Raw genomic sequence first — 4203 nt, forward strand, 5'->3', positions numbered from 1 at the left:
TCTCAATCGGGCCTACAGGCCGAGGGCGCCGGGGTCCAGCCACCCCATATCTCCCGGGCGCCAGGAGGAAGACGTCGATGCGGGGCCGTCAGCCACTCGCCACCGGCGGCCGTTCGGGTTGGCCAGCCCTTCAACCATGCCACCACCGCCATTCAACCCGCGCACAACCGTCTTCCGGAGATTGTGATCCATCGCAGGCCGTCGCAGGCCGGCCTATCACCCCCGCACCGACCGAAGGTTCCGCCCTTCCGCACATGCCACAAGGCCGATCGTGTCTTTCCTCACACCCACTCCATAGGGCTTCCCTTCATCGAAAACGGGCGGTACAGATCGCTACTAGATGGGATCCAGCCATGCATCGTGTCGCCGTCCTCGCCTTGGACCGCGTAATCCCATTCGAGACGAGCATCCCGGTGGGGATCTTCGGCGACGCCGCCCGGCCGGACGGCACACCGCTCTACGAGGTGGCCGTCTGTACCGTTGGCGGCCATCCCATGCACGCCGCCACTGCCAACAACAGAGCCGGGGCGTTGGCGGAGGCGGACACCGTCGTGCTTCCCGCCGTCCACCCAGTCGATGCGGTCATCCCACACGGGCGGCTGCGTGACGAGATAGCCGACGCGCTCGCCCGCATCCCAGCCGGCGCACGCCTGGTCTCGATCCGCACGGCGACGTTCATTCTGGCCGCCGCGGGCCTGCTCGACGGCCGCCGGGTCACCATCCACTGGCCAGACATCGACCGCTTCCAGCGCATGTTTCCCCGCGTGAAGATGGACCCCGACATGCCCTTCATCGACGACGGCGACGTGCTCACCTCCGCCGTCTCCGGTGCCGAGCTCTATCTGCGCATGGTCCGCCGCGACCACGGCAGCGAGGTCGCCACCCGGCTGGCTCGGCGTTGGATCATGTCACCTTGGCCCGATGGGAGGCAGACCCAGCACATCGGACACCTTGTCCCAGAACCGTGGGAGGCCAGCACCGCCGCAACCCGTGCCTGGGCGCTCGAACGCCTACAGGAACCGGTATCCCTGCCCGACCTGGCCGCCCACGCGCGGATGAGCGTCCGCACCTTCACCCGGCGGTTCCGCCAAGAGGTCGGCCTCACCCCCGGCCAGTGGCTGACCGGGCAGCGGCTGCAACGAGCTCAGCATCTGCTCGAAAGCAGCGACCTGCCGATCGACCGCGTCGCTGAGCACGCCGGCTTCGGCGCCACCGTCTCCCTGCGCCAGCACTTCCGCACCGCCTTCGGCGTTCCGCCTGCCGCCTACCGGCGTACCTTTCGCGCCCGCAACGATTGCAACGCTTGACGCCCGCGTCGGGGGCGGTCTCCAGCCGACGAAGACCGCGACTCGTGGGGGTCACAACGTAGCCCGATCTGGAAAACCCCGCCAGTCCCGGAGGGGACGGCGGGGAGGAAGTGAGATCATCTCAGGCGCCCGCCGGTCACGGCGTCAAACAGCGGAGGGCACAGAGCACGCCAAGGGCATGACCCTACTCGAATGGGACCAATCGTACCCAAGCGAACACTCTCTATGGTTCCATCACAGCGATTCGTCCAAATTTCTACAGGCCCGAGGGGCCGAGGCCCGCCGCGCGGGCGGACGTTGCGGGGCCCGCGGTCCCCGTATCGTTGGATCGCAGGCGTGGCTTGCGGCCTGTGCCGGTCACCCGCGGTCCCGAGGAAGTGCGATCATGACGACGAGCGAGGCGATGCTGGCCGCTCTTGGGTTCGCCTGGGACCGGTCCACGGTGCTCCGGGATATTCCGCGATTCTCGGTCGAGCGCGCGGTCTGGCGGTTTCAGCGATCGTTGCCAGAATACGTGTGGGACGCCGCGGTGCTCGAGGGCAACCCGTTCACCTACCCCGAGGTCCAGACACTCCTGGACGGGATCACCGTCGGCGGACGGAAAATCAGCGACGAACGTCAGATCCTGAACCTCGCCGAGGCGGCGAGCGAACTCGCCCGGCTCGTCAGGACACACGAGTTCCGGCTGTCCAAGGAGGTCTCCGACAGGCTCCAGTTCCTGCTCGCCCGAGACGAGGCGCTGGAGCCGGGCCATTTCCGCGGCGAGGGCAGCGAGACGCTCACCCCTGGCGTCAGCCTCGGACAGCATGGCCGCTACCTGCCACCCGCCACCGAGCGCGGCGGCGAGAGCCTACGCCGCGTCTTCTCCCAAGGCCTGGAATTCCTCTCCACTGAGATCGACCACGAGTTCGAACAAGCGGTCGCCTACTTTCTCTTCAGCTCTCTGCAACAGTTCTACTGCGACGGCAACAAGCGCACCGCGCGGTACATGATGAATGGCCACCTCATGTCCCAGGGAATGGACGCCATCAGCGTCCCGGCCGCGCGCCGCCACGAGTTCAACGCCGCGATGGTGAACTTCTTCGTGCGCAAGGACGGCACCGGCATGTTCGGCTTTCTGACATCCTGCCGCCTCGCCGCCGATGACGGGGTCCTGCCATCAGGCACGACCTAGATCGACTCGGCACAGTGATGAGCGGGCCGGCGAGCGCCCGGTCGCCAGTGCCCGGTGCCCGCGGCTGAGACGACCGGGACCGATCTGCTCGGATGGTGACAGACCGCCGCAGGCCGGAAGCTCCGTGGGATACTGCCGCGGTGCACGACGGGGAACGTGACAGTACCGACACGGCGGTCGTATGCGGGGGGGCACGATGGATGTGACGCTGCGCCTTGTCGATGGCACGGCGGATGAGCTGCGGTCGCTGCGGTCATGGCTGACCGCGGAAGACGAGTTACGTGGCCGGGTGGCGGCGGTGGAGAACGGGCCGGAAACCGGCCGGCTGGGACCTACGCTGACCGGTCTGCTGGTGGATCTGGTCCCGGGTGCCGCTCCGGTGCTGGCCGCGACGGTGATGGCGTGGATCCGCAGCCGGCGTGGCGATATCGACATGACCGCGGAACGTGACGGCGACCGGACGACGATCTCCGTGTCCGCCCGGCGGGTGCGGGGACTGGACGCCGACGCGGTCCGCGCCGAGATCATCCACCTTGCCCATGCCCTGAAGCCCAGCCCGCAGCCGGACGGGGCACCCGCCGACAGTGCTCCAATCGCGGACCGGCCGGATCTGTCGACCCGGTGAGGGGGCTGGCCAGTCCCGGTACCCGAGTTCTCCTGGTCGGGACGGGAAAACACCAACCCGGTTCGCGGCTGCCGGACGTTCCCGCCGTCACCGCGACGGTAGCGGATCTGGCACGCGCTCTGGTGGACAGCTGCGGCGTGCCCGAGACCGGGGTGCAAACCCTCATCGATCCGTCGGACCCGCTCGTGTTCGACCGGATGCTGACCGAGGCGGCACAGCAGGCCAGTGACGTGCTGGTCCTCTACTACGTCGGCCATGGGCTCCTCGATGACGACGGCGGTCTGTACCTGGCCACCTCCGCCTCGACAGACCTCACCCAGCCACCGGCAGCCTATTTTCAGGCGCTGCCGTACCGGCAGATCCGCGACACCCTGTCCGATTCCCGGGCACGCACGGTCGTGGTCGTGCTCGACTGCTGTTTTTCCGGCCGGGCCTCGACCGCCGTGGTGACCGGCAGCGACGACGTCTACGCCACCGGGGTACGGCACAGCTACCTGCTGACCGCCGCCACCCGGGACGAGGCCGCGCTCGCCCTGCCCGGCCAGCCCCACACCGTGTTCACCGGTGCGCTGCTGGACCTGCTGACCAGCGGGGACCCCACCGGCCCCCCGTGGCTGACCCTGGACCATGCCTACCGGTACCTGACGCGGACGCTGCGTGCGGCCAGCCGGCCCGAACCCCACTGCCACACCGGCGGGCAGGCCGGAGACCTGGTCCTGTGCGCCAACACCGCCTACCACCCGCCGGCCCCCGCCGGCCCGACCCGCGGACCGGGGATGGTCCGCAGGCTCCGTCGGCGAGCCCGGTCTGTCCCTACCGGGGGCTGGAAGCCTACGGCGTCGACGACGCCCGGTTCTTCTTCGGCCGGGAACAGCTCACGGCCACCCTGTTCGACCGGCTCACCGACCGGATCGGCGACCCCGGCGTCCTGGTCGTGGTGGGTGCTTCCGGCGCGGGTAAGTCCTCGCTGCTGCGCGCCGGTCTGCTCGCTGGCCTCCCAGCTGGCCGGCTCCCGGTCGCCGGTTCGTGGGCGTGGCCGACCGTGCTGCTGACCCCCGGACCCGATCCGCTCACCGCGCTGGCGTCCGGGCTGGCCC

At 69.2% G+C, this 4203-nt stretch carries 4 protein-coding genes and 1 pseudogene; all 5 read left to right on the forward strand.

What is annotated here, in order from left to right; translation table 11 throughout:
* Positions 1–353: 353 nt before the first annotated feature.
* The gene (locus tag MJ785_RS20565) at positions 354–1307 is read left to right on the forward strand and encodes a GlxA family transcriptional regulator (RefSeq protein ID WP_239344705.1); all 954 of its coding nucleotides are present in this window, start codon (positions 354–356) and stop codon (positions 1305–1307) included.
* Positions 1308–1692: 385 nt separating this feature from the next.
* The gene (locus MJ785_RS20570) at positions 1693–2481 is read left to right on the forward strand and encodes a cell filamentation protein Fic (protein ID WP_239382418.1); all 789 of its coding nucleotides are present in this window, start codon (positions 1693–1695) and stop codon (positions 2479–2481) included.
* Between the two features lie 181 nt (positions 2482–2662).
* Positions 2663–3106 carry a hypothetical protein gene (locus MJ785_RS20575; protein WP_239382420.1) on the forward strand — a complete coding sequence of 148 codons (444 nt, stop codon included), beginning with the start codon at positions 2663–2665 and terminating at the stop codon, positions 3104–3106.
* A 197-nt stretch (positions 3107–3303) separates the two neighbouring features.
* Positions 3304–3693: pseudogene (locus MJ785_RS22435) on the forward strand (caspase family protein); the annotation flags it as partial.
* A gap of 131 nt (positions 3694–3824) precedes the next feature.
* On the forward strand, positions 3825–4203 hold a 379-nt coding region (locus MJ785_RS22440), incomplete at its 3' end, for a hypothetical protein (RefSeq protein ID WP_370653013.1).

The sequence above is a fragment of the Protofrankia sp. CiT1 genome (genome assembly GCF_917627335.1).
Taxonomy (GTDB): domain Bacteria; phylum Actinomycetota; class Actinomycetes; order Frankiales; family Frankiaceae; genus Protofrankia.

Bases quoted from the DNA above. Each gene is read 5' to 3' on its own strand.
- MJ785_RS20565 (WP_239344705.1), top strand. From the start codon at position 354: ATGCATCGTGTCGCCGTCCTCGCCTTGGACCGCGTAATCCCATTCGAG.
- MJ785_RS20570 (WP_239382418.1), top strand. From the start codon at position 1,693: ATGACGACGAGCGAGGCGATGCTGGCCGCTCTTGGGTTCGCCTGGGAC.
- MJ785_RS20575 (WP_239382420.1), top strand. From the start codon at position 2,663: ATGCGGGGGGGCACGATGGATGTGACGCTGCGCCTTGTCGATGGCACG.